Origin of the sequence: Rhodococcus sp. Leaf225, assembly GCF_001426145.1 — a bacterium.
In the GTDB taxonomy this organism is placed as follows: Bacteria; Actinomycetota; Actinomycetes; order Mycobacteriales; family Mycobacteriaceae; genus Rhodococcoides.
In genome coordinates, this window is record NZ_LMRN01000012.1 from 343,572 (window position 1) to 362,964 (window position 19,393).

Sequence of the window (19,393 nt, forward strand, 5' to 3'; positions counted from 1 at the left end):
TTGCCGGGGTACCGTCTCCGGGTGTCGTTCCGTCATCTCGAACCGCGAACTGGTGAGACCACCGCGCAGGTGATCCGTTTCGCGTTGTGGCCCATCGCCATCCTGACGGTCCTCAATCGCGTGATCGTCAAGGCCGTCAACGGCAACATCACCGACGATTTCCGCCCGGTCTACAACGCCGCGTTGGCATTTCTGAATCGACGCGAGGTCTACACGGCGAACTTCGACTCGGTCGACCCGCACTATCTCTATCCGCCGAGCGGGACGCTGATCATCGCGCCGCTGGCCGTACTGGACCCCGAGCGCTCGCGCTGGTTGTTCATCGGAGTCAACGCCGTCGCCGTGATCGTCGCGCTCTACCTACTGCTGCGCATGTTCCAGCTCGGCCTGTCGTCGGTGGCCGCACCGGTGGTGCTGCTCGCCGCGTTCTCCACCGAGACCGTCACCAACACACTGATCTTCACCAACATCAACGGCCTGATCCTGCTGGGCGAAGTGCTGTTCATGATGCTGCTGTTGAGGCGGCACCCGTACTGGTCCGGCGCCGCCATCGGCCTGACCATCGCCGTCAAACCGACTCTCGCACCGCTGCTTCTGCTGCCGCTCGTCCGCAAGGAGTGGCGGGTCTTCGTCACCGCCGTCGGTATCCCCGTCGTTCTGACGCTGCTCGCCCTCCCGCTGTCGGTCGACCCGATGGCCTTCGTCTCCCACACGGTGCCGTACCTCCTCGAGACGCGGGACTACTTCAACAGCGCGATCGTCGGCAACGGCCTCTACTACGGACTGCCCACCGCGCTGGTGCTCGCGCTCCGCGCCGTGTTCGCCGTGATGGTGCTCGTGTCCCTGTGGCTGCTGTGGAAGTACTACCGCCACGACGAGCTGTTCTTCGTGACCACCGCGGGTGGGCTGCTGCTGGTCGCATCGTTCCTGCTCGCGTCGCTCGGCCAGATGTACTACTCGATGATGCTGTTCCCGCTGATCATGTCGGTGGTGCTGCGCAACTCGGTGATGCGCAACTGGCCGGCGTGGCTCGCCGTGTACGGGTTCCTCAGCTATGACAGCTGGCTCGTCGGCCGCTTCCCGGAGTTCGGGCGCTCCATCGAGTACCTCCGCACGACGTGGGGTTGGTCGCTGATCATCGTCGTGATCTTCGCCGTGCTCGTCGGTCGCTATCTCACCGCGCGCCGCGAGGGCCGGCTGGACGGCGGCATCGATCCGGCGTTCCTGCTCGACGAGAACACGACCTCACCGAAGCCTGTACCTGCGACGACAGCGGGAACCGCGGCCACGCATTAGCGTGGAGGCATGAGTTCCGCACCAGAGAAGAAGCCCACGTTCGAGCTGTCCGACGACGAGTGGCGTACCAAGCTCACCGCAGCCGAGTACGCAGTGCTGCGCAAGGCCGGCACCGAGCGGCCGTTCGTCGGCGAGTACACCGACACCACCACCGAGGGCGTCTACAAGTGCCGCGCCTGTGACGCCGAACTGTTCCGCAGCACCGAGAAGTTCGAGTCCCACTGCGGGTGGCCGTCCTTCTTCGATCCCAAGGACACCGACGCCGTGATCCTGAAGGTCGACCGGTCGATGGGCATGAAGCGCACCGAGGTCCTGTGCAGCAACTGCCACAGTCACCTCGGCCACGTCTTCGAGGGCGAGGGCTACCCCACCCCGACCGATCAGCGGTACTGCATCAACTCGATCTCGCTCACGCTGGAGCCGAAGGGCTGAGTGAGCCGTAGTACCCACACTGGGACGGGTGGTAGTCGTCGAAGGACGGCGACCACCCTTCCGTGTGTGTGGAGACCAACATGTCGAGGTAGTACTCCCATCCCGGGCCGATGTCCTCGAGGCCGTCCGTCGTCGTCAGGTGGTGCCGGAACGTCAACGTGGTCCCGTCTCCCGTGGTCCCGAGCGTCACGTCGAACGTCCACCCGTCGGACTCCAGTGCGAGATACCTCGGCGCGTCACACGCCAGGATCGTCAGGTCGGAGGCGGGTGCGTTCTCCTCGAACCCCATCGTCACCCGCACGGTGCTTCCGGCTCCCGGCGTTCCCTCCCAGCTGCCGTACCACCGCGCGGTGCGCTCACTGACGGTGAGACTGTCCCAGACGTCGTCGATCGGTACGTCCAGGACGCGCTCCAGCACGAGATCGACACCCGTCTCGGCGCGCTCGAGTAGGCCGGTGGGTTCCGGGTGTGACGTCATCGGCGCATCGTACTGCGCTCGTCCTGCACACAGGCCGGGTCCGCAGGGCCGGATGTGGCGCCCCGACAGAGGTTCTGTGCAGAACGGCTCGCCGCCGCTAGTGTCGGCTCCATGCGTACCTTCACGTCCGCGGACGACATCGTGTCCGCCCTCGGCGAGACCATCGGCACCAGCGACTGGCTGGAGATCACGCAGGAGCGCGTGAACCAGTTCGCCGACGCCACCGGCGACCACCAGTGGATCCACGTGGATCCCGAGCGCGCCGCGAAGGAGAGCCCCTTCGGTGGTCCCGTCGCCCACGGGTACCTCACGCTGTCCCTGTTGCCGGCCCTGTCCTGGCAGACCTACACGGTCGAGAACTCCACGATGGGAGTCAACTACGGCAGCAACAAGGTTCGCTTCGTCAATCCTGTGCTCGTCGGGTCGCGCGTTCGTCTGACGGCCGTCCTCGCCGCAGCAGATCGGCTGGACGGCGGAGCGGTGCAGATGACCGTCGACTCGACCATCGAGATCGAGGGTGCTACGAAGCCCGCGCTGGTCGCCCAGGTCATCAGCCGCGTCTACTTCTGAAGTACGTCCCCACGATCGACGAACTCCGGCTGATCGTGCGCGCGGATCGGCGGCAGTTGGCCGGTCCACTTCTCGACGTCCACCAGGACGTGCTGGCCGGTGGACCCCTGCGCGAGCGACGACGTGCCGCGGTCGGCGGTGAGCACGTTCGGGTTTCCGTGCACGCACATCGAGCGCGGGTCCGACGGATCGAGCGGGTCGTACCAGGCGCCGGTCGACAGTTGCACCACGCGCTCGCGCAGGCGATCGTCGACGACGAGCCCCGCGAGGCACGAGCCACGGTCGTTGAACACCCGCACCACGTCGCCGTCGCGGAGTCCGCGCGCTGCGGCGTCCGCGGGATGCATGCGCATCGGTTCCCGGCCCTGAATCTTCGACGCGAGGCTCACGGCCCCGTGATCGAGTTGGCTGTGTAACCGGGTCCGCGGTTGGTTCGCGATCAGGTGCAGCGGGAACGCCTGTGCGCGTTCACCGCCCAGCCACTCGTCCGGTGCGTACCACCGTGGGTGTCCCCCGCAGTCGGCGTAGCCGAACGACTCGATGTCGGCCGAGAAGATCTCGATGCGCCCGCTCGGTGTCCGCAAGGGGGCCCGCTCGGGATCGTCGCGAAAATCGGACAGCAGCGTCAGACCGTCCTCGGTGTCCATCCGGAACGTTCCCTCGGTCCAGAACTCGTCGAACACCGGCGGCGTCACCCGCCCCGCATCGGACACGAACCGTCGCCACTGGTCGTAGAGGTGCCGCAGCCAGTCGGCGGACGAGCGCCCTTCCGTGAATTCGTACTCGACGCCGAGCTCTCGCGCGAGCAGCGCGAAGGTGTCGTAGTCGTCGCGGCTGTCGGCGAAGGGCGGGACGGCGGCCTGCATCGCCACGAGCAGCGGGTCGTTGCGGGTGCAGCTCAGGTCGTCGCGTTCGAGGGTCGTCGTCGACGGCACCACGAAGTCGGCGTGCCGTGCCATCGGTGTCCAGTACGGCTCGTGCACCACGATGGTCTCGGGGCGAGCCAGCGCGATGCGCAACCGGCCGATGTCCTGGTGGTGATGGAACGGGTTGCCGCCGGCCCAGTGCAGCAGCCGGATGTCCGGATACGTCGACGCGGTGCCGTCCGCGTCGTACGGCCCACCAGGGTTCAACAGCATGTCCGAGATCGCGGCGACCGGAATCGACGTCGACACACCGTTGATGCCCTGGGGAAGCGTGGGCAGCGGATACGGCACGGGTGCCAGGCCGGGTTCGTTCATCGACCCGTAGCCGTGGCCGAAGCCCGCGCCCGGCACACCGACGCCGCCGAGCATCGCGGCGAGCGTGAGACCCATCCACGGCGCCTGCTCACCGTGGCGGATGCGCTGCAGTGACCAGGTGACGGTGACCAGCGTGGTGGCGCGAGCCATGCGCCGCGCCAGGGCGGTGATGTCCGACGCCGGGACTCCCGTCAGGTTCTGCGCCCACTCCGGTGACTTCGGGACACCGTCGGTCTCGCCGAGCAGGTAGCGCTCGAAGACGTCGTACCCGGTGGTGTACCGCTGCAGGAACGCGGTGTCGTGCAACCCCTCCGAGGCGAGCACGTGTGCCAGCCCCAACATGAGGGCGACGTCCGACCCCGGTACGGGTGCGATCCACTCCGCCGCTCCGTCCGTGTCGTCACGCAGCGGCGAGATCGAGACGATCCGGCCGCCGCGCGCACGGAGGCGATGCAGCGCGTCGCGTGTCGGATGATCGCTGGTGCCACCGTGATTGACCGACGTGTTCTTCAGCGGAACCCCGCCGAACGCGACCAGCAGATCGGTGTGCTCGGCGATCACGTCCCACGAGGTGGAGCGCGAGAACATCTTCCAGTGCGTCCCCATGACCCGCGGCATGATCGTGCCGGTGGCGCCGAGGGAGTAGCTGCCCACCGACCGCGTGTAACCACCCAGGGTGTTCAGGAACCGGTGAACCTGACTCTGCGCGTGGTGGAACCGGCCCGCGCTGCCCCACCCGTACGACCCGCCGAAGACGGCCTCGTTGCCGTGCTCGCGCACGACTCGACGGAGCTCGCCGGCGAGCAGGGGGAGGAACTCGTCCCACTCCATCTCGACGAACGCATCGGCGCCACGCGCGGTGGACGGTCCGGGGCCGTTCTCGAGCCAGCCCCGACGCACCGCCGGTCGACGGATGCGCGAGCGATGGGTCACCGACCCGGGAACGTTGCCCAGGATCGGGGACGGATCGGCGTCGCCCGTCGGCGGACGGACCGCGACCACGTCCCGGCCGTCCGTGTCGGCGGTGTACATACCGAAGTGGGCCATGTGCTGCACCCCACGGCGCGCGGACGTCACGGCGCCCTACGCGAGCGCGAGACCGTGCGCCGCCACGGCGTCGAGCAGAGCCGACGGTCGTTCGGACGTCGGCAGTGGATCGAGCAGCGCGAAGGACATACCGAGCGCCTGCGCTCCGCCGTCGGCCTCCTCGCTGTCGCCGACCATCAGGCACGAGGCCGGGTCGACGCCCAGAGCGTCCACGGCGGAACGGAAGATCGCGGCATCGGGCTTGACGGCGCCCACCTCGAACGACAGAGCGTAGTGCGCGACGGTGTCGTGCACGCCGAGCAGATCGAACGCCGCGCGCAGATCGAACGCGATGTTGCTGACCACCGCCACGGGAACGCCGCGATCGGCGAGGCCGTGCAGCACTCGCGCCGTGTCGGGGTACGGCGTCCACGAGGACGGGTCGATCACTTTGTCGTACAACGCCTCGGCGTGCTCGACGCGGTGCACACCCGACGCCTTCAGCACTGCCAGGTAGGCGGCCCGGTGCATCGCGGGGTCGAGATCGCGAGCCTCCCAAGCCCGGTGGCCGTCGTCGTCCAGGGTGACCACCGACCCGACGGGCTGGGTCATGCGGCGCATCAACTCGGCCTGGAGATGACCGTCGATCTGCTCGTCGTCGCCGACACGCAGATCGGTGAACCAGCTCTCGTCCTCCTCGAGACGGAACAGCGTGCCGGAGAAGTCGAAGAGCACCGCTGCCGGCGTGGTCACGGTAGTGACTCGACGAGCGCCTCGACCGTCACCCGGGGTCCGCTGAAGAACGGAACTTCCTCCCGCACATGACGTCTGGCCTCGGTCGCACGCAGATCACGCATGAGGTCGACGATGCGGTCCAGCGTCGGAGCCTCGAACGCGAGAATCCACTCGTAGTCGCCCAGGGCGAACGACGGGACGGTGTTGGCGCGCACGTCCTTGTAGCCGCGTGCCGCCTTGCCGTGGTCGGCGAGCATCGTGCGACGCTCCGCGTCGGGCAGCAGGTACCAGTCGAGCGAGCGGACGAACGGGTACACGCAGATGTAGGCGCCCGGCTCCTCGCCGGCGATGAAGGCCGGGACGTGCGACTTGTTGAACTCCGCGGGGCGGTGCAACGCGGCGTTGCTCCAGAACGCGTCGCACGCGCGGCCGAGAGCCGTGGACCGACGGAAGCGCGCGTACGCCGCCTGCAGGTCCTCGATCTTCTCCGCGTGCCACCAGATCATGAAGTCGGCGTCGGCGCGCAGTCCGGCCACGTCGTAGATCCCGCGCACCACGACATCGGTCTCGTCGAGACCGTCGAAGAACGCGCGGGCCTCGGCGAGCACCGCCTCCCGATCCTCACCGAGAGCGCCCGGCCGAGCCGTGAACACCGAGTGCATCGAGTAGCGCAACGTGGAATTGAGTGCTTCGAAATCGAGACGTGCCATGACACCCATCGTGCCACCCGGCCGTCCCGATCGGGCCGTCAGGCCAGCGCCTCCGCCAGCCGGGCCGCCGCCGCGGATGCCGTCGCGACGCATGCGGGAACTCCGACGCCGTGCAGGTACGCGCCCGCGAGTTCGAGTCGGCCCACCGCCGAGGCGGCGTCCTCGACGCGGGCCACGAGGTCGGTGTGGCCGGGGCGGTACTGCGGCAGTCCGCCGTGCCAGCGTTGCACGAACGTCGTCGTCGGCTCCTCGTCCACACCGAGCACCTCACGCAGATCCGTGCGGGCCGCCGACACCAGGTCGACGTCGGGCCGGTCGACGATGTCCGCGTCCCCGAAGCGTCCGAAGGAGACCCGCACCAGCTGGCCGCCGCGCTCGGCGAGATGCGGCCACTTGCGGCTCGACAGCGTGAATGCTTTGGCGCGCAACGGAACACCGGAGGAATCGAGCTCCCCCGTGGCGACCAGGACGCCCGAGTTCTGCGGTAGTCCCCCGTCCTCGAACCCGAGGGCCACCACTGCCGACGAGGCGAGTTCCACGTCCCCGAGTTCCCGCGCGAGTGCGGGCGCCGTGTCGACCAGCATCGAGACCGTCTGCGGTGCGGGCGCGGCGAGGACGACGCCGTCCACCACCCCGACGCCGTCGACGTGCCACGCGCCCCGGCCGTCGGACGTCACCCGCCGCACGTCCGCGGCGACGAGTTCGGCACCGGAGGCGGCGAGCAGCGCGTCGAGAAGCACGCCGTAGCCACCGCGCAGTCCGCCGAACACCGGTCCCGGCGACGGCGTCGGGCGCGCTCGCTCGACGGCGTCCACCAGCGACGGGGCACCGGCGTCGAGGGCCGCGGCGAGAGTCGGCACCGCGGCACGGATGCTCGTGGTGACGGCCAGCCCGGAGTAGACGCCGCCCAGCAGCGGGTCGACGCTCCGCGCGGTCACCTGGGAGCCGAAGCGTTCGGACACCAGGTCACCCACCGACGCATCGTCGCCGGGCGTCCACCGCAGCGGCCGGTCACGATCGGTGTCGATGCGGCGGCACGTGGCGTCGTCGACCAGAGTCCGCACCGAGTCGGACGTGGCCGGGATGCCCATCAACGTGCCGGTCGGCAGTCCGTGCAGTGCGCCACCCGAGCGCAGGAGCGGGCGGGCGGCGGGCGACGGCCGCACGAGCTGGTCGGCGAGTCCGAGCTCGTCGAGCAGAGCGGGAACCTCGGGACGACGCGCGATGAACGCCTCGGCACCGACGTCGACCGGGCCACCCGCCAGGTCCACCGACCGGAGTTTGCCCCCGATGCGCGGCGCCTTCTCGACCACCACGATCCGCGCGGCCGGCCCCAGCGACTGCCGCAGCCGGTACGCGGCCACCAGTCCGCTGATGCCCGCTCCGACGACGGCGACCGAGGTCACAGCGAGTGCACCAGCTCCACCACCGACGTCACCACGTCGGGATCGGTGGCGGGCAGGACCCCGTGGCCCAGGTTGAAGATGTGCCCGGTGGCGCCGGCCGCGAGTGCGGCGTCCGCCTCGCCCACGATGCGGGTGACCTCGCGGCGCACCGCATCGGGGCCCGCGAACAGCACGGCGGGATCGAGATTGCCCTGCAGAGCCTTGCCCGGACCGACCCGACGAGCGGCGACGTCGAGCGGGATCCGCCAGTCGACACCGACGACGTCCGCGCCCGCCTCCCCCATCGCCCCGAGCAGCTCGCCCGTCCCGACACCGAAGTGGATGCGCGGCACGCCGGCCGACACCATGGCCTCGAACACGCGGCTGGAGTGGGGGAACACGAACTCGCGGTACTCGGCGAGTGACAGCGCCCCGGCCCACGAGTCGAAGAGCTGGACCGCGTCGACGCCGGCATCGGCCTGCGCGGTGAGGAAGGCGATGGTCATGTCGGCAAGCGACGAGAGCAATGCGTGCCACGTCTGCGGATCCGAGTGCATGAGCGCCTTGGTGCGCTCGTGGTTACGACTCGGACCGCCTTCGACCAGGTAGGACGCCAGCGTGAACGGTGCGCCCGCGAAGCCGATGAGGGGCACGTCCTTCAACTCGGCCAGGAGCAGGGAGATGGCCTTCGCGACCGGCTCGATCTGCTCCGACTCCAGGACCGGCAACGACTGCACGTCGGCCACGGACCGCACCGGGTTCGCCACGACGGGACCGGTGCCGGCCACGATCTCGAGGTCGACGCCGGCCGCCTTGAGCGGCACGACGATGTCGGAGAACAGGATCGCCGCGTCGACCCCGTGCCGCCGGACCGGCTGCATCGTGATCTCGCAGACCATCTCGGGGTCGAAGCACGAGGCGAGCATGGAAGTGCCCTCCCGCAGCGTGCGGTACTCGGGCAGCGACCGACCGGCCTGACGCATGAACCACACGGGCCGACGCGACGGCGTCCGTCCCGTCGCGGCCGCGAGGAAGGGAGCTTCGGGCAGGCTTCGACGCGGACCGACGGCGTCAGGGATGGTGTTCATCGGCGTCCATGCTGCCAGAGACGCACACCTGCCCGGCGCGCCTCCTCCGCTGGGCCGACGGTCGCGGCTAACGTCCGCACACGTGACCACGTCCGAGAGCGCCTCGCAGCCTGCGCCCTTCCGCGCCGCCATCGACGCGATGCACCGGGCGACGGTCCACCCGAGCATCGAGGTCGGGCCGATCCGGCCTCCGCAGCGCCTGGCACCGTTCAGTTACGCACTGGGAGCCGAGGTGCGCCACTCCGAGACGGAGTCGGTGCCCGAGCAGAGCGAGGGTGACGCGTTCGGGCGTCTCATCCTGTTGTACGACCCGGACGGCGACGAGGCGTGGAACGGCACCATGCGCCTGGTCGCCTACATCCAGGCCGACGTCGACGCGTCGCTGGCGTCGGATCCGCTGCTGCCCGAGGTGGCGTGGAGTTGGCTGGTCGACGCGTTCGAGGCGCGGTCCGAGCCGCTGACGGCGCTGGGCGGCACGGTCACCTCGACGAGTTCGGTGCGGTACGGGGACATCGCCGGCCCGCCGCGTGCCCACCAGCTCGAGCTGCGGGCCTCGTGGACCGCGCTCAGCGAGGAACTGTCGGTGCACGTCGAGGCGTTCGGTGAGGTTCTCGCCTACGCCGCGGGGCTGCCCCCGGCAGGCATCACGGCGCTGGGTGCACGCGCCGACTCGGGCAGCTCCGACGCCTGATCGTCGGACAGCCTAGAGTTCGAACAATGCCCGACACGCCCGACTCGACTCCTGCCTCCTCCGGCGACACCGCCGTCGAGCCGGAGGCGACTCCCCTTCTCGCTCCACGCGAGGGGGTCCCGCCGTTGACGGACACGGCGGACGCGGTGCGAGCGGCCGCGGAGCTGCTGGCGTCGGGAACCGGACCGTTGGCCGTCGACGCGGAACGCGCATCGGGTTTCCGATACTCGGCTCGCGCGTATCTGCTGCAGTTCCGTCGCCGGGGTGCGGGCACCGTCCTGCTCGATCCGATTCCGGTGGTCCGCGACGGTGGCGTCGAGGCGCTCGCGGGCTTCGCCGCCGTCGTGAACGACATGGAGTGGGTACTGCACTCCGCCGATCAGGATCTGCCGGGGCTCGCCGAGCTCGGCATGACGCCCGCGTCGCTGTACGACACGGAGCTGGCGGGCCGACTCGCCGGCTTCGACCGTGTCGGTCTGGCGGCCATCGTCGAACGGACGTTGAGCCTGTCGCTGCAGAAGGGTCACGGTGCGGCGGACTGGTCCACCCGACCGTTGCCCGACACCTGGCTCAACTACGCGGCACTCGATGTCGAGGTGCTCGTCGAGTTGCGTGACGCCATGGCCGAGGAGCTCGAGAGCCAGGGCAAGACCGACTGGGCCGCACAGGAATTCGAGTACATTCGCACCGCACCCCCGGCGCCGCCCAAGCCCGACCGCTGGCGCCGCACCTCCGGTATCCACACCATCAAGAACGCGCGGACGCTCGCCGTCGTCCGCGCTCTGTGGACCGCCCGCGACGATCTCGCGCGCCGCCGCGACATCGCGCCGAGCCGCGTCCTGCCGGACTCCGCGATCGTCGCCGCCGCGCAGAGGAACCCCGCCACGGTGTCCGAGCTGAACGCGTTGCCCGTCTTCGGCGGACCTCGTCAGCGTCGCCAGGCGCGCGTGTGGATGGACGCGATCGAGCACGCCCGCGCACTTCCCGACGATGCGCTGCCCCCGGTGACGCAGCCCTTCGTGGGGCCGCCGCCGGTCAGTCGGTGGGCGCGGCGCGATCCGGAGGCCGCCGGGCGTCTGTCCGCCGTCCGCGACGCGATGGCCGCCCTGTCCGCGGATGTCGCGATTCCCGTCGAGAACCTGCTGACTCCCGATCTCGTCCGTCGCATCTGCTGGGACCACCCCGCTCTCGTCGCGGAGTACGGGACGGACGAGGACGTGCTCGTCGACCGTTTCCTCGAGGCGCACGGGTCGCGGCCCTGGCAGCGCGCGGTGGCGGGCCCCGTCGTGGCAGCAGGCCTACGGACCGCCGCTGAGTCGAGGACGGCCGAAGTTACCGGCGAGTAGGCACGGGTTAGAGTGGGCGCGCGAGCCGGGCGTCCGGCTCGTTCCAGCGCCTGCCGGAAGGAACCATGTCTTCTCCGAAATCCGCTCCCGCTCGATCCGCGTCCAGTCGTGGCGTCGCGTTCGTCGACGGTGTTCGTACGCCGTTCGGCAAGGCCGGCCCCAAGGGTATGTACGCGGACACCCGAGCGGACGACCTCGTGGTCAAAGCGATCCGTGAACTGCTCCGCCGCAATCCCGAACTGCCACCCGAGCGCGTCGACGAGGTCGGCATCGCCGCCACGACGCAGACCGGCGACCAGGGTCTGACCATCGGCCGCACGTCGGCACTGCTCGCCGGGCTCCCCCGCAGCGTGCCCGGTTTCGCCGTCGACCGGATGTGTGCGGGCGCGATGACCGCGGTGACCACCACCGCGTCGGGCATCGGCTTCGGACAGTACGACGTCGTCATCGCCGGCGGCGTCGAGCACATGGGCCGGCACCCGATGGGCGAGGGCGTCGATCCGAACCCGCGCTTCCTGGCCGACAAGCTCGTCGACCCGAGTGCGCTCGTCATGGGCAACACGGCCGAGAACCTGCACGACCGCTACCCGTCCATCACCAAGGACCGCACGGACGCCTACGCCGTCGCGAGCCAGGAGAAGTACGACGCGGCGAAGAAGGCCGGACTCATCGGCGAGACGCTCGTTCCCGTTGCGACCAAGTCCGCCGCCGGGTGGGGCCTCGCCACCGAGGACGAACCGCCGCGCCCCGGCACGACCCTGGACGATCTGGCGAAGCTCAAGACTCCGTTCCGGCCCGCCGGACGCGTCACCGCCGGCAACGCCGCCGGACTCAACGACGGTGCGACAGCGGCGATCCTGGCCGGCGAGGACACCGCCGCGGAACTCGGCCTGAAGGTCGGGATGCGCATGGTGGGCTTCTCTTTCGCCGGCGTCGATCCGGCCGTGATGGGCATCGGTCCCGTCCCCGCCACCGAGAAGCTGCTCGGACGCACCGGCCTGTCCATCGAGGACATCGGCCTCTTCGAGATCAACGAAGCCTTCGCCATCCAGGTCCTCGCGTTCACCGAGCACTTCGGTATCGCCGACGACGACGCCCGGATCAACCAGTGGGGCGGCGCCATCGCCTGCGGCCATCCCCTCGCGTCCTCGGGCGTTCGACTGATGACCCAGCTCAGCCGGCAGTTCGCCACTCGCCCCGATGTCCGCTACGGCCTCACCACCATGTGCATCGGACTCGGCATGGGCGGCAGCGTCATCTGGGAAAATCCCGCCTACGACGGAAGCAAGTGATTGCCATGACTTCTGCCTTCTCCGATGAAGTGGTGACCCACGCGTTCACCAGGATCGTCACCGTGCCCGGCCTCGACGGCCCGGTCGCCATCGTCACGCTCGACAACGGCTTCGACCACACCAAGCCGTCCACCTTCGGACCCGCCGGACTCACCGAGCTCGATGCGGCACTGGACGCGGCCTACGCGGCGAATCCGGTGGCCGTCGCGGTGACCGGGAAGCCGTTCATCTTCGCCGTCGGCGCGGACCTCAACGGTGTGCCGAACATCTCCGACCGCGCCGTCGCGCTGGAGATCGGCACGTTGGGGCACAAGGTGTTCCGCCGCCTGCGCGAGTCCACGGTGCCCACGTTCGCGTTCGTCAACGGCGCCGCTCTGGGCGGTGGACTCGAGATCGCGCTGCACTGCCACTACCGCACCGTCGCGGACAACGCTGCGGCACTGGGGCTCCCGGAGACATTCCTGGGCCTCGTTCCCGGCTGGGGCGGAACGCAGTTGCTGCCCAACCTGATCGGGCCGGCCAATGCCGTCACCGTGGTGATCGAGAACGCGCTCAACCAGAACCGCATGCTGAAGCCCGCGGACGCGCAGAAGCTCGGAATCGCCGACGAAGTCTTCGGCGGCGCCGACTTCCTCGAACAGTCGCTGCTGTGGGCCGCGAAGGTCGTCTCCGGTGACGTCACCCCCGCCCGCCCCGACATCGATCGCGGCCAGGGCTGGGACGACGCGATCGCGCGCGCGAAGGCCATCGTGTCCGGCAAGACGGGAGACCACGCACCGGGACCGGTGCGCGCCGTGCAGCTGCTGGAGCTGGCGAAGTCGACCGACATCACCGACTCCGCGTCGCTCGACGCCGCCTTCGCTGCCGAGGACGAGGCGCTGGCCGACCTTCTCATGGCCGACGAACTGCGGGCCGGGCTCTACGCCTTCGACCTCGTGCAGAAGCGTGCCAAGCGGCCTGCCGGAGCGCCCGACAAGTCCCTCGCCCGGAAGGTCACCGGCGTCGGCATCGTGGGCGCCGGCCTCATGGCCAGCCAGCTCGCCCTGCTGTTCGTACGTCAGTTGACGGTGCCGGTGATCCTCACCGACATCGACCAGGAGCGCATCGACAAGGGCGTCGGCTACGTTCACGCCGAGATCGACAAGCTGCAGGGCAAGAAGCGACTCTCCCCCGATGCGGCGAACCGTCTCAAGGCGTTGGTGTCCGGATCGCTCGACAAGTCCGCATTCGCGACGACCGACTGGGTCATCGAGGCAGTGTTCGAGAACCTCGACGTGAAGAAGAAGGTCTTCGCCGAGCTCGAGGAGTTCGTCTCCCCCGAGACGATCCTCGCGACGAACACGTCGTCGCTGTCGATCACCCGCATGGCGGCGGAGCTGAAGCACCCCGAGCGGGTCGTCGGATTCCACTTCTTCAACCCCGTGGCCGTTCTTCCGCTGCTGGAGATCGTCCGCGGCGAGAAGACCGACGATGCCACGCTCGCAACAGCATTCGCGACGGCGAAGTCTCTGAAGAAGTCGGCCGTGCTGATCGCCGACAAGCCCGGCTTCGTCTTCAACCGCTTGCTCACCCGCGCCCTCGGCGAGGTCATGAACGCGATCGACGAGGGCACGCCCTTCGACGTCGCGGACAACGCCATCAGCGAGCTCGGCATGCCGATGAGCCCGCTCACGCTGCTCTCGCTCGTCGGCCCCGCCGTCGCACTGCACACCGGCGAGACCATGGCCGAGTACTACCCGGAGCGCTTCCACGACTCCCCCGGCCTGCAGGCGATGGTCGCGAACAAGAAGTCCGCGGTGTGGACCTACGGCGCCGACGGAGCCAAGACCGTCGACCCCGAGATCGCCGATCTGTGGCCGCAGGGCGACTCACCGTCGACGGCCGAGCAGGTGCTCGATCGCACCCGCCGCGCCTTCGCGGAGGAGATCGACATCATGCTGCAGGAAGGCGTCGTCGCGGCCGCTCAGGACATCGACCTCTGCCTGATCCTCGGCGGCGGCTTCGGGTTCTGGAACGGCGGCATCGTGCCGTACCTCGATCGCACCGGCACCTCCGAGGCCGTCACCGGTCACCGGTTCCTCGACAAGGGTGTCGCCAGCGTGTGATGGGGCTGCGCCCTCGTGCGCCCTTTGCGCATCCCTGGATACGCGAAGGGCGCACGGGGCCGGAGGCCATACATAGGTTAGGCTAACCATGTGAAACGCCTTCGCCTTCTCCCCGCCGTCGCGGCCACCGCCGCGCTCGCCCTCGTCGCCGGATGTTCGTCCGATGCCGACTCCGACGCGCCCGCCGCCGCGTCGGGTGGCGCGTTCCCCGTCACCATCGACCACGCCTTCGGTTCGACCACCATCGACGCCGCACCGGAGCGCATCGTCACGATGGGCTGGAACGCGCAGGACATCCTGGGCGCCCTCGACATCACGCCCGTCGGCCAGCCGAAGTACACCTACGGTGCCGACGAGAACGGTGTGATGCCGTGGGCGCAGGAGTTCTACGACGCGGACGCCACCACCCTGTACGAGGATCCGGCTGCGGGTGAGCCCGACGTCGAGGCCCTCGCGACCCTGGCGCCCGATCTGGTGCTCGCGCCCTACGAGGGTTTCCCGCAGTCGTACTACGACACGTTGTCCGCTGTCTCGCCCGTCGTCGCCTACCCCGGTGAGGCCTGGCAGACGACGTGGCAGGACCAGACCACGATGATCGGTGAGGCAGTCGGGAAGCCCACGGAGGCACAGGCTCTCATCGACGGTATGGGCCAGCGGCTCGCCTCGGAGGCCGAGGCCAATCCGGAGTTCGCGGGCAAGACCGTCGCGGTGGTGAACCTGGACACGGACGCCGGTCAGGCGAACGTCTACATGCCGTCCGATCCACGCGTGCAGGTTCTCAACGAGATGGGTTTCGTCAACGCCCCCGGCGTCGTGGCACTCGACGAGGCCGACTCCGCGGACACCTTCTTCTCCACCGTGTCACTGGAGAACGTGCAGAGCTTCGACGCCGACGTGATCGTCGCGTTCACTCCGGAGGGCTTCGACCTCGCCTCGGTTCCGGCTGTGGCGACGCTGCCCGCGATCGCCTCCGGATCCGCGGTCGCGCTCAGTGACGAGCAGGTCATCGCCGGTCTGAGCAACGTCAACCCGGTGAGCACCCCGTGGGTACTCGACCGGATCCTCCCGCAGTTGAAGGACGCCGCCACCAAGGCGACATAGCGACCGTCAGATGTCGCCGGGCCGGTGAGCGATCCATCCGCGCACCCGGCCGGCGATGTCCGACGGGGTGAGGCCGATGTCGGCGTGAATGCGATCCCGCGAGCTGTGGTCCAGGAACTGCTGTGGCACACCGAGATCCCGACAGGGGACGTCGACGCCGCCGGCGCGCAGGGCAGCCGACACGGATGCACCGATGCCGCCGTGCAGACCGCTGTCCTCGAGCGTGACCACCAGACGGAAGTCCGCGGCGAGCTTCACGAGCGAGTCCGGAACGGGCAGCACCCACCGCGGATCGACGACCGTGGCCGAGACACCGTCCGCGGCGAGTTCTCGCGCCGTGTCCAGTGCCAACGACGCGAACGGACCGACGGCGACGAGGAGTACGTCCGACTCCCCCTCGGGCTCGTGCAGCACGTCGACGGAGTCGTCCAGACGCCGCACCGCCTCGATGTCGTCGGGGATGGCGCCCTTGGGGAAGCGCAGCGCGGTGGGACCGTCGGACACCGCGAGTGCCTCGGCGAGTTCCTCGCGCAGGGTCGCTCCGTCGCGGGGCGCCGCCACGCGCATGTTCGGCACGATGCCGAGCAGCGACATGTCCCACATGCCGTTGTGGCTGGCGCCGTCCGATCCGGTGACCCCGGCGCGATCGAGCACCAGGGTGACCGGCAGGTTCAGTAGTGCCACGTCCATCAGCAGCTGGTCGAACGCCCGATTGAGGAACGTCGAGTAGATCGCCACCACGGGATGCAGACCACCGAGTGCGAGACCGGCGGCGGACGTGAGCGCGTGCTGCTCGGCGATGCCCACGTCGAAGAAACGGTCCGGGAACACCTCGCCGAACGCGGCGAGCCCGGTGGGTCCGGCCATCGCGGCGGTGATGGCCACGACGTCCTCGCGGTCGGTTCCCAGGGCGATGAGTTGACGGGAGAACTCCGACGTCCAGTCCGGAGCCGCGACGCTGGTCGCCAGGCCGGTGAGCGGGTCGATGACTCCCGTCGAGTGCATCTGGTCGGCGACGTCGTTCTCGGCGAACGAGTAGCCCATGCCCTTGCGCGTCACCGCGTGGACGATGACCGGCCCGCCGAAGGCCTTCGCGCGGCGCAGCGCCGATTCCAGAGCCGCCTGATCGTGTCCGTCGACCGGACCGAGGTACTTGATGCCCAGATCGGTGAACATGACCTGCGGGCTGATCGCGTCCTTGAGGCCGGCCTTCATGCCGTGCAACATGGCGTACGCGGCCGACCCGACCACGGGGAGGTTCTTCACCATGTGACGGCCGGTGTCCAGCGCGCGCTCGTAGTTGGGCTGCAGGCGCAGCGTCGCGAGATGGTCGGCGAGGCCGCCGATGGTCGGCGAGTAGGAGCGACCGTTGTCGTTCACGACGATCACGACGGAACGATCCTTGCCGGCCGCGATGTTGTTGAGCGCCTCCCAGCACATGCCACCGGTGAGGGCGCCGTCCCCGACGACCGCGACGACGTGACGATCGCCGCGCCCGGTCAGCTCGAAGGCCTTGGCGAGGCCGTCGGCGTAGGAGAGGGATGCCGAGGCGTGCGATGACTCGACCCAGTCGTGCTCACTCTCGCTGCGGGACGGGTAGCCGGACAGGCCACCCTCCTTGCGCAGGGAGTCGAAGCGGTCCGCCCGACCGGTGACCATCTTGTGCACGTACGCCTGGTGGCCGGTGTCGAAGATCACCGGGTCACGAGGCGAGTCGAACACGCGGTGGATGGCCAGAGTCAGCTCGACGACACCGAGATTGGGTCCGAGGTGGCCACCCGTGGCAGACACTTTCTCGACCAGGAACCGACGGATCTCGTCCGCCAGTTCGGCCAGCTCCACCGGGCCGAGGGCACGCAGGTCGCTGGGCTCGTGCACGCCGTCCAGAACACCCAACGAAATCGCTCCCCTCCGAAGATTGCCTTGTCGTCCGTCGTGCCGTGAGGCACTCGGACAGGCCAGTTCGGACAAGTCTACGTGGACCCGGATCGGCGGGTTACCGTACGAGCGCCGAGCCGCGGCACAGAATCGAGAGAGTGGTGACGATGACCGACGTCGTGCAGGAGATTCTGGAGGAGGTCCACGCGCTGTGTGTGGCGGACACCTCCGGTGGCGTCGCCGACTACATCCCCGAACTGGCGGCCGCGAACCCCGATCGCTTCGGTATCTGTCTCACGACGGCCGACGGCCACGTGTACCAGGTGGGCGACACGGACGTGCCCTTCACGATCCAGTCGGTGTCCAAGCCGTTCACCTACGCCCTCGCTCTCACCGATCGCGGCGAGACCGCGGTGGCCCGCAAGATCGACGTGGAGCCGTCCGGTGAGCCGTTCAACGAGATCAGCCTCGACCCCGTCACCGAGCGCCCGCGCAACCCGATGATCAACGCGGGCGCCATCACCTCCGCGTCGCTGGTGCGAGGCGCGACGCCCGACGAGCAGTTCGAACGGATCCGGGCCTCGTTCTCGCGGTACGCGGGACGCGAACTCGCCATGAACGCCGCCGTGCACGCCTCCGAATCACGCACCGGCCATCGCAACCGCGCCATCGGCCACATGCTGCGCTCCTTCGGCATCGTCGAGGGCGATCCCGACGCGATGGTCGATCTCTACTTCCGCCAGTGCTCGCTGGACGTCACGTGCCGCGACATCGGCGTCATGGCGGCGACCCTCGCCAACAACGGCCTCAACCCGTGTACCGACGTCCGAGCCCTCGAACCGGTGCTCGTCGAGCGTGTGCTGAGCGTCATGACGACGTGCGGCATGTACGACGGAGCCGGCGACTGGGTCAACCGCGTCGGACTCCCCGCCAAGAGCGGTGTCGCCGGTGCGGTGCTCGCGGTCCTGCCCGGTCAGCTCGGTATCTCGGTGTTCTCACCCAGACTCGACGCCCACGGCAACAGCGTGCGCGGAGTCAAGGCGTGCCGCGAGCTGTCCTCGCGCCTCGAACTGCACTTCCTCCACGTCGGCCGGGCCGCACGCAGCGCCGTGCGCGCCGAGTACACTGTCGCCGACTCCCCCTCGCGTCGCCGGCGCACCGCCGCCGAGCAGGAGACGCTCGCCGCGCGGGGACGCCGAGTCCGCGTCTTCGAACTGCACGGCGATCTGCTGTTCTCCGCAGCGGAGAGCGTCGTGCGCGCGGTGTCCACGGCCGTCGACCACGGCGCCGACGACGGGAGCGCACTCGACGGCGTGATCCTGGACATGCGTCGAGTCGACGAGGTGAGCGACGTCGCCCGCTCGATGCTGGACACCCTCGCTGCCGGGCTCCGCCGACAGGGTTGTGCCGCCGTCCTGGTCGATCCCCGAGCTGCGATGGCGCACACCGTGTCGTCCCTGTCCGAACACGACGGCAGTGGCCGGGTCTTCGACGATCTGGACTCCGCACTGCGCTGGGGCGAGGACACCGTCCTCGACCGGTGGTGCGGCGGCGCACGGCAACCCACGGAGGTGACGGTCGATCAGCACCCGATCGTTACCGCGCTGGACGAAGCCCACCGCGATGCGGTCACCTCCCGCACGACGGACGCGCAGTACAGCGCAGGCAGCGTCATCGCCGAGGTCGGTGACGTGTCACTGGGTCTGGTGATGGTGCTGTCCGGCCGCGTCGCGGTCGACTTCATCGGCGCGGACGGCCGGGCCCGCGCCGTGTCGACGCTGTCCGCCGGCATGAGTTTCGGTGAGATGCCGTTGGTCCGGCGCTCACGCTTCGGGCTCCGCATCACCGCGGTGAAGGACACCACGGTCGCGATCCTCGGCCCGAAGGACTTCGACGCGCTGACCGAGAGCAACCCCGCTGCGAAGACAGCCTTGCTGGAGGTGCTTCTCGATCGCGCGTACGAGCAGGCCGAGTCGATCGTCGCCGCACTGCGCCGTTCCGGCGTCGTCTGAGCCGGCG

At 69.3% G+C, this 19,393-nt stretch carries 16 protein-coding genes; 9 read left to right on the forward strand and 7 right to left on the reverse strand.

What is annotated here, in order from left to right:
• Nucleotides 1-21: 21 nt before the first annotated feature.
• Both ASG69_RS11310 and msrB read left to right on the forward strand, forming a co-directional pair.
• On the forward strand, nt 22-1,296 hold the full coding sequence (locus ASG69_RS11310; RefSeq protein WP_155956979.1) for a glycosyltransferase family 87 protein: 1,275 nt from the start codon (nt 22-24) through the stop codon (nt 1,294-1,296).
• 9 nt (nt 1,297-1,305) lie between these two features.
• Nucleotides 1,306-1,728, forward strand: a complete 423-nt coding sequence (gene msrB, locus ASG69_RS11315; protein ID WP_027505209.1) for a peptide-methionine (R)-S-oxide reductase MsrB — start codon at nt 1,306-1,308, stop codon at nt 1,726-1,728.
• On the opposite strand, the gene ASG69_RS11320 is transcribed toward msrB, so the two are convergent.
• On the reverse strand, nt 1,706-2,206 hold the full coding sequence (locus ASG69_RS11320) for an SRPBCC domain-containing protein (RefSeq protein WP_056444798.1): 501 nt from the start codon (nt 2,204-2,206) through the stop codon (nt 1,706-1,708). The genes msrB and ASG69_RS11320 overlap by 23 nt on opposite strands.
• Nucleotides 2,207-2,317: 111 nt before the next feature.
• Here ASG69_RS11320 and ASG69_RS11325 point away from each other — a divergent pair, with 111 nt between their 5' ends.
• Nucleotides 2,318-2,776 (forward strand): MaoC family dehydratase, encoded by a 459-nt coding sequence (locus tag ASG69_RS11325; protein WP_056444801.1) that lies wholly within the window; start codon nt 2,318-2,320, stop codon nt 2,774-2,776.
• Here the strand turns inward: ASG69_RS11325 and ASG69_RS11330 are convergent.
• Genes ASG69_RS11330 through hemE form a run of 5 tightly spaced genes read right to left on the reverse strand, consistent with a single transcriptional unit; the run spans nt 2,767 to nt 8,961 of the window.
• Entirely contained in the window at nt 2,767-5,064 is a 2,298-nt protein-coding gene (locus ASG69_RS11330; protein ID WP_056445249.1) for a molybdopterin-dependent oxidoreductase, read from the reverse strand. The genes ASG69_RS11325 and ASG69_RS11330 overlap by 10 nt on opposite strands.
• 36 nt (nt 5,065-5,100) lie before the next feature.
• On the reverse strand, nt 5,101-5,796 hold the full coding sequence (locus tag ASG69_RS11335; protein ID WP_037185352.1) for an HAD family hydrolase: 696 nt from the start codon (nt 5,794-5,796) through the stop codon (nt 5,101-5,103).
• On the reverse strand, nt 5,793-6,488 hold the full coding sequence (gene hemQ, locus ASG69_RS11340; protein WP_027505205.1) for a hydrogen peroxide-dependent heme synthase: 696 nt from the start codon (nt 6,486-6,488) through the stop codon (nt 5,793-5,795). Before hemQ ends, ASG69_RS11335 begins: the two co-directional genes overlap by 4 nt.
• Before the next feature lie 38 nt (nt 6,489-6,526).
• A complete protein-coding gene (locus ASG69_RS11345; protein ID WP_056444804.1) occupies nt 6,527-7,894 on the reverse strand; it encodes a protoporphyrinogen oxidase in 1,368 nt (455 codons plus the stop codon).
• A complete protein-coding gene (gene hemE, locus ASG69_RS11350; protein WP_056444807.1) occupies nt 7,891-8,961 on the reverse strand; it encodes a uroporphyrinogen decarboxylase in 1,071 nt (356 codons plus the stop codon). Before hemE ends, ASG69_RS11345 begins: the two co-directional genes overlap by 4 nt.
• 82 nt (nt 8,962-9,043) lie before the next feature.
• Between hemE and ASG69_RS11355 the strand changes: the two genes are divergently transcribed.
• From ASG69_RS11355 to ASG69_RS11375, 5 genes are all read left to right on the forward strand, one after another.
• Complete coding sequence (locus ASG69_RS11355; protein WP_027505202.1) at nt 9,044-9,652, forward strand: DUF3000 domain-containing protein; 609 nt, start codon at nt 9,044-9,046, stop codon at nt 9,650-9,652.
• A gap of 26 nt (nt 9,653-9,678) precedes the next feature.
• Complete coding sequence (locus ASG69_RS11360) at nt 9,679-10,998, forward strand: HRDC domain-containing protein (RefSeq protein ID WP_056444811.1); 1,320 nt, start codon at nt 9,679-9,681, stop codon at nt 10,996-10,998.
• A 65-nt stretch (nt 10,999-11,063) separates the two neighbouring features.
• Nucleotides 11,064-12,290, forward strand: a complete 1,227-nt coding sequence (locus tag ASG69_RS11365) for a thiolase family protein (protein WP_027505200.1) — start codon at nt 11,064-11,066, stop codon at nt 12,288-12,290.
• Nucleotides 12,291-12,295: 5 nt separating this feature from the next.
• Nucleotides 12,296-14,395, forward strand: coding sequence for a 3-hydroxyacyl-CoA dehydrogenase NAD-binding domain-containing protein (locus ASG69_RS11370; protein WP_056444814.1), 2,100 nt, complete (start codon nt 12,296-12,298; stop codon nt 14,393-14,395).
• Between the two features lie 90 nt (nt 14,396-14,485).
• Nucleotides 14,486-15,496: an iron-siderophore ABC transporter substrate-binding protein gene (locus tag ASG69_RS11375; RefSeq protein ID WP_056444817.1), complete on the forward strand. Its 1,011-nt coding sequence runs from the start codon at nt 14,486-14,488 to the stop codon at nt 15,494-15,496.
• 6 nt (nt 15,497-15,502) lie between these two features.
• On the opposite strand, the gene dxs is transcribed toward ASG69_RS11375, so the two are convergent.
• Entirely contained in the window at nt 15,503-17,392 is a 1,890-nt protein-coding gene (dxs, locus tag ASG69_RS11380; RefSeq protein WP_027505197.1) for a 1-deoxy-D-xylulose-5-phosphate synthase, read from the reverse strand.
• Nucleotides 17,393-17,541: 149 nt separating this feature from the next.
• Between dxs and glsA the strand changes: the two genes are divergently transcribed.
• Entirely contained in the window at nt 17,542-19,386 is a 1,845-nt protein-coding gene (glsA, locus tag ASG69_RS11385; RefSeq protein ID WP_056445252.1) for a glutaminase A, read from the forward strand.
• The last annotated feature ends 7 nt before the right edge of the window (nt 19,387-19,393 follow it).

Coding starts and splice junctions, on each gene's coding strand:
- glsA (WP_056445252.1), top strand. CDS start 17,542: ATGACCGACGTCGTGCAGGAGATTCTGGAGGAGGTCCACGCGCTGTGT.
- ASG69_RS11325 (WP_056444801.1), top strand. CDS start 2,318: ATGCGTACCTTCACGTCCGCGGACGACATCGTGTCCGCCCTCGGCGAG.
- ASG69_RS11360 (WP_056444811.1), top strand. CDS start 9,679: ATGCCCGACACGCCCGACTCGACTCCTGCCTCCTCCGGCGACACCGCC.
- hemE (WP_056444807.1), bottom strand. CDS start 8,961: ATGAACACCATCCCTGACGCCGTCGGTCCGCGTCGAAGCCTGCCCGAA.
- ASG69_RS11330 (WP_056445249.1), bottom strand. CDS start 5,064: ATGGCCCACTTCGGTATGTACACCGCCGACACGGACGGCCGGGACGTG.
- ASG69_RS11365 (WP_027505200.1), top strand. CDS start 11,064: ATGTCTTCTCCGAAATCCGCTCCCGCTCGATCCGCGTCCAGTCGTGGC.
- ASG69_RS11370 (WP_056444814.1), top strand. CDS start 12,296: ATGACTTCTGCCTTCTCCGATGAAGTGGTGACCCACGCGTTCACCAGG.
- ASG69_RS11320 (WP_056444798.1), bottom strand. CDS start 2,206: ATGACGTCACACCCGGAACCCACCGGCCTACTCGAGCGCGCCGAGACG.
- hemQ (WP_027505205.1), bottom strand. CDS start 6,488: ATGGCACGTCTCGATTTCGAAGCACTCAATTCCACGTTGCGCTACTCG.
- msrB (WP_027505209.1), top strand. CDS start 1,306: ATGAGTTCCGCACCAGAGAAGAAGCCCACGTTCGAGCTGTCCGACGAC.